The organism is Mycobacterium sp., from assembly GCF_049278535.1.
Lineage (GTDB): Bacteria > Actinomycetota > Actinomycetes > Mycobacteriales > Mycobacteriaceae > Mycobacterium.
Map to the genome: position 1 here is coordinate 1 of NZ_JBAPMI010000253.1, position 4,950 is coordinate 4,950.

Here is a 4,950-nt window from a genome sequence, read left to right on the forward strand (position 1 = left end):
CTCGAATACGCCGCCATGGGTTTGCGCGCCATCAACATTCAGCCCGGCGGGGTGTCGACGGCGTTGGCGCTGAACACTCTCGACAAGATGCCGGACGGCTACAACATCGGGTTGTGGGCCAAGCAAACTCCCCTTCTCCACGGCTCTGACGGAGGTGTTCTGGGTGATCCGAGCAAGGTCGCATCAGTAATTGCCATGGCGGCTTCCGATGATGGTGCGTTCCTGACCGGTACCGAGATCCGCATTGACGGCGGCGCGCACGCCTGACCTCCGCAGTTACATTGCTACGTATACGGTTTCATCGACCACTGGCAGGTCACCGTGACGGACGGCGTCGATGATCGAGTCAGTCAGGGCCGGGCAGGACAGGAACACCCCGCGTCCCGGGTATCCGGCTAAGTTCTGGGCGTCGCGGCGCTCGAGGCAAGCGGCGGACGCTTCGACATTCCATTGCACGCTGCACTGATTCCAGCTGCTCTTTCGAGCCAATACGTGAGCGCCGCAGCGCCGACAGGACACCGACAACATCGGCGATTCCAACAACCTATTGTCGGTCCTGGCGGCCATCAGACGACTCCCGCGACGGACCCATCGGCGAGGTTTGCCTCAACCACCCTCATCCACTCGTCACGTGGGCTGGTGGTGTCGAGCTCGTGCTCGAACCGGTCGACCATGTCCGACGTCACGTCGGCTGCGTCGACGTAGAACTGCTCATACCAACGTCGCAGCTGGTAGACCGGCCCATCCTCCTCGCACAACAGCGGATTGTCGATGCGCGCCTTGTTCTTCCAGATCGCGACGTCCTGCTCGAAGCCCATCTTGACGAAGTCGCCAAGAGCGATCGCGGTCTGCACGGCGAGGTCCTCGGGCAGTGCAGCAGACTTCTTCACGATGATGCCGTACTGCAGCACAAAAGAATTCGCGTCTATCGGGTAGTGGCAGTTGATCAGGACGGTTTGGTGATCGGCCTCTTCGTAGTGGTATGTCAGGTCGTCGATCATGAAGGACGGTCCGTAGTAGGAGGCCACCGATGTCGTTCCGAGCATCCGGGCCCCCTCGCTGTCACCGAGATCAGGCCGGCCCTCGCTGTTCATGTACTGAGTAGCCACGTGCCCTTCGAAGATGTTCTTGAAATGTGTGGGCAATGAGCCGTGGATGTAGAAGAAGTGCGCCATGTCCACAACATTGTCGACGATCTCCCGGCAGTTTGTGTTGACAGTCGTTGTATACCAATGCCATTCGGTCCACTCGCCACTGGTCGCACCCTCGATCAGCGGGATCGTCACCTCGGGCGGCGGCGCGTTTCCTTCGGGATCGTTCCACACGAACAGCATGCCGTCCTGCTCCAGCGTGGTCCACGTCGCGGTCCGGGCCAGTTTGGGCGCGCGCTTGCTGTAGGGCACCCGTTTGCAGCGGCCGTCACCGCCCCAGCGCCAATCGTGAAACGGGCAGGCGATTTCATTGCCCTTCACTTCTCCCTGAGTCAGGTCACCACCCATATGGCGGCAGTAGCCGTCGAGAATATTGATCTGGCCGTCCCCGCTTCGGAAGACCACCAGCGTCTTTCCGAAAGCATTGACGGCATGCGGCTTGCCGTCGCCGAAATCCCTGACCAGGCCCAGGCAGTGCCAGCCGCGAGCGAACCGCGACGGAGCGGCGCCGGCTTCGATCTGGCGAATCTCGTCGGTGTTGGAAAGCAACGTCATGCCGCCGTTCTACAGCCGCAGGGCGGCTGGTGGCGGTCGGTCTCCCGCTGGCAGGGAAAAAGTGTTCACGGCCGCGATTCCACGACTTAGTGTCTTTCCGTGACCGCAGCACAATCCACCACAATCCCGGCCGGTCTGCCCGTCGAAGACTTGACGGTTGACCTTCTCGTGGTGGGTTCCGGGACCGGGATCGCGGCGGCGCTGACCGCTCACGAAGCCGGGCTGACCGCGTTGATCGTAGAGAAGTCGTCCTATGTTGGTGGATCGACGGCCCGCTCGGGTGGGGCACTCTGGTTACCGGCAAGCCAGATCCTCGAGGAAAAAGGCGCCGGCGACACGACGGGGCGGGCCGCGACCTACCTCCGGTCGGTGGTGGCCGGCAGCGCTCCCGCCGACCGGGCCGACGGCTATCTGCGCTCCATTTCCGGGACCGTCGAGATGCTGCGACGGACCACACCGATTCGATTGAGCTGGGCCAAGGACTACTCCGACTACCACCCCGAATTACCCGGCGGAAGCGGGGACGGACGCACCTGCGAATGCCGACCGCTCAACGCCGCAATCCTGGGTAAGCACCGAGCGCGGCTGCGCCCAGGAGTGATGGAAGTCAAGATCCCGATGCCGACCACTACAGCCGACTATCGGTGGATGAACCTGATGGTCCGCATTCCGCGAAAGGGCCTGCCGACCATCGCCAAGCGCCTCGCCCAAGGGGTGGGTGGACTTGCGCTCGGTCGGCGCTACGTCGCGGGCGGGCAGGCGCTGGCGGCTGGGCTGTTCGCCGGAGCGCTGCGTGCGGGCATCCCGATATGGACCGACACCACACTGAAACAGTTGACGTACGACGGCGATCGGGTCACCGGCGCCGTGCTGAGTCATGACGGGCACGAGATCACCGTGACCGCGCGGCGCGGCGTAGTGCTGGCTGCCGGCGGGTTCGACCACAACATGGCCATGCGCAGCAAGTTTCAGTCCGAATCTCTCGGTCAGCACTTTAGCCTCGGCGCCGACACCAACACCGGCGACGCGATCCACGCGGCCCAAGATGTCGGCGCCGCAATCGATCTGATGGACCAGGCATGGTGGTTTCCGGCCGTCGCGCCGCTGCCCGGAGCTAGTCCGTCGGTGATGCTCGCCGAGAGGTCCCTGCCGGGTTCGTTGATCATCGACCAGAGTGGCACCCGATTCGCCAACGAGGCAATGGATTACATGTCGTTTGGCCAGCTCGTGCTGGAACGGGAACGCTCCGGCCACCCGGTGGAGTCAATGTGGATCATCTTTGACCAGAAGTACCGCAACAGCTATGTCTTCGCCGGCACGCTGTTTCCCCGCATGGCCATACCGCAATCGTGGTACGAGACAAGCATCGCTTACCGGTCCGATGACCTTGGCGATCTCGCGGAGCAAATCGGAGTTCCGTCAACGTCGTTCATGACTACCATGACCCGGTTCAACGAGATGTCGCATGCTGGATACGACGCTGACTTCGGCCGCGGTCACAGCGCCTACGACCGCTATTACGGCGATCCCACTATTGGCCCCAACCCCAACTTGCGGGCACTCGACAAGGGGCCGTTCTACGCGGTGAGGATGGTGCTCAGCGACCTGGGCACCTGTGGTGGTCTGCGCGCCGACGACCGTGCTCGGGTACTACGTGAAGACGGGAGTGCCATCGGGGGTCTCTACGCGATCGGCAACACCGCAGCCAACGCGTTCGGGAACACCTATCCGGGTGCGGGCGCAACCATCGCACAAGGGTTGGTATACGGCTACGTCGCCGCCCGGCACGCGGCCGAGTGCTGATCAGTCCTCAGCGTCAGCCTGCTTCTCGATCTCGTACCAGAAATCCGGTGTAGGCCAAGGGATCTTAGCTGGACTACCCGTTTCCCGTTGCGGGAAGGCGGCTTCAGCCTCGTCGAGTTCTTTGATCATCTTCAGCGCCAGCTCACGCTCGTTGGCGTAATACCGTTCCGCCCACTGCAATGCGACGCGGGCGTACGCCCAGGAGTCGTCGGCGCTGGCCCACCGCGCTTCCTTGGCCGCGTTGCGATGCATCTCGTCGGCATACGCCACGTGCTCTTGCAGCATCTCCCTGAGCCGTGCGGGATTGGTGAGATGCCCTAGTGTTACCCGAAGTAGCGGTCCGTGTTTAAGGGTCGGAGGGTCGACCGGCGCCTCGTTCGCCCATTGGGTCACCGCATCCAGACCTTGCTCGGTGATTTTGTACAGCCTGCGATTTCGGGTGCCGCCGGTGTTCTCGACGCGCGAGGTCACCAAGCCCAGCTTCTCCAGTTTCTTGAGCTCGGAGTAAATCTGGCTGTAGGCCGGGCTGCCGTAGAAGAACCGCATGCTCCACTCGATCCATTTGCGGATGTCGTAGCCGGACAGCTCGTGCTCGTAGGACAGCATGCCCAGCAGCGCCCAGCTTGTTGCCGCGAGATTCGGCTTGCCTGGCGATGTGCCGTCGTCCATGTTTTCAGGCTAACAACGCAGACGGCCACCATCGAGTCACTGACCACTGGCCGGGAGACAGCCTTGCCGAGCAGGCAATCCGCAACCAACTATGGGTTCTTGTGACCCGCGACCTGGTAGAGCTGGAGTCGGCATCTCGACAGCTGGCAGATTCGGTACGCCGGCTCATCGACGCGACGATCCGAACACAGATCGACGCGGCAGCGCTCGTCGACATCAGCCACCGAATAGACTGCGCCACCGAGGAACTGAGTGCGACGCAGATGCCAGACTCATTCGGCGTGCAGTCGACCGAAGACGGCCGACCGATGCCGTGGGGAAACGTCATGATCGGCGTGCGCAATCCCGTCGCACCTCCTTTGGTGGTCAACCATGGATCCGAGGGCGCGGTATGGAGCGATTTCATTCTGGGTGCGGCCTACGAGGGTCCGCCCGGCCTAGTGCACGGCGGTGTGTGCGCGATGGTGCTCGACCATGTGTTGGGTGCGACCGCGCACCAGCCGGGACGACCCGCTTTCACCGGCACGTTGCACATCCGCTACCTACGGGGCACACCTCTCGGGCCCCTGCGCGCGGATGCCCGCATCGATCGGATCGAGGGAGTGAAGACTTTCGCCATCGGCCACATCGCCGATGCCCAGGGCATCACGGTGACGGCTGAGGGCGTGTTTTTGCACCGGCGGGGCAGCTAGCCGCGGGCCGGGGCGAGACGCTTGAGAGCCAGTCCGCCTTCGAAGGGCCGGTACCCGAAAGCGGCCGGAGCCACATAACC

At 63.1% G+C, this 4,950-nt stretch carries 5 protein-coding genes; 3 read left to right on the top strand and 2 right to left on the bottom strand.

Annotated elements, in window-relative coordinates; genetic code table 11:
- The coding region (locus WAO18_RS17115) for an SDR family oxidoreductase (RefSeq protein ID WP_422207429.1) at nucleotides 1-267 on the top strand (267 nt) is incomplete at its 5' end.
- Between the two features lie 299 nt (nucleotides 268-566).
- On the opposite strand, the gene WAO18_RS17120 is transcribed toward WAO18_RS17115, so the two are convergent.
- Nucleotides 567-1,706: a Rieske 2Fe-2S domain-containing protein gene (locus tag WAO18_RS17120; protein ID WP_422207430.1), complete on the bottom strand. Its 1,140-nt coding sequence runs from the start codon at nucleotides 1,704-1,706 to the stop codon at nucleotides 567-569.
- Nucleotides 1,707-1,805: 99 nt separating this feature from the next.
- On the opposite strand from WAO18_RS17120, the gene WAO18_RS17125 reads away from it, so the two are divergent.
- On the top strand, nucleotides 1,806-3,509 hold the full coding sequence (locus tag WAO18_RS17125; RefSeq protein ID WP_422207431.1) for a 3-ketosteroid-delta-1-dehydrogenase: 1,704 nt from the start codon (nucleotides 1,806-1,808) through the stop codon (nucleotides 3,507-3,509).
- Here WAO18_RS17125 and WAO18_RS17130 read toward each other — a convergent pair whose 3' ends face one another.
- Complete coding sequence (locus tag WAO18_RS17130) at nucleotides 3,510-4,178, bottom strand: PadR family transcriptional regulator (RefSeq protein ID WP_422207432.1); 669 nt, start codon at nucleotides 4,176-4,178, stop codon at nucleotides 3,510-3,512.
- A gap of 101 nt (nucleotides 4,179-4,279) precedes the next feature.
- Between WAO18_RS17130 and WAO18_RS17135 the strand changes: the two genes are divergently transcribed.
- On the top strand, nucleotides 4,280-4,870 hold the full coding sequence (locus WAO18_RS17135; RefSeq protein WP_422207433.1) for a PaaI family thioesterase: 591 nt from the start codon (nucleotides 4,280-4,282) through the stop codon (nucleotides 4,868-4,870).
- Nucleotides 4,871-4,950: the final 80 nt, after the last annotated feature.

Bases quoted from the DNA above. Each gene is read 5' to 3' on its own strand.
- WAO18_RS17120 (WP_422207430.1), bottom strand. From the start codon at position 1,706: ATGACGTTGCTTTCCAACACCGACGAGATTCGCCAGATCGAAGCCGGC.
- WAO18_RS17130 (WP_422207432.1), bottom strand. From the start codon at position 4,178: ATGGACGACGGCACATCGCCAGGCAAGCCGAATCTCGCGGCAACAAGC.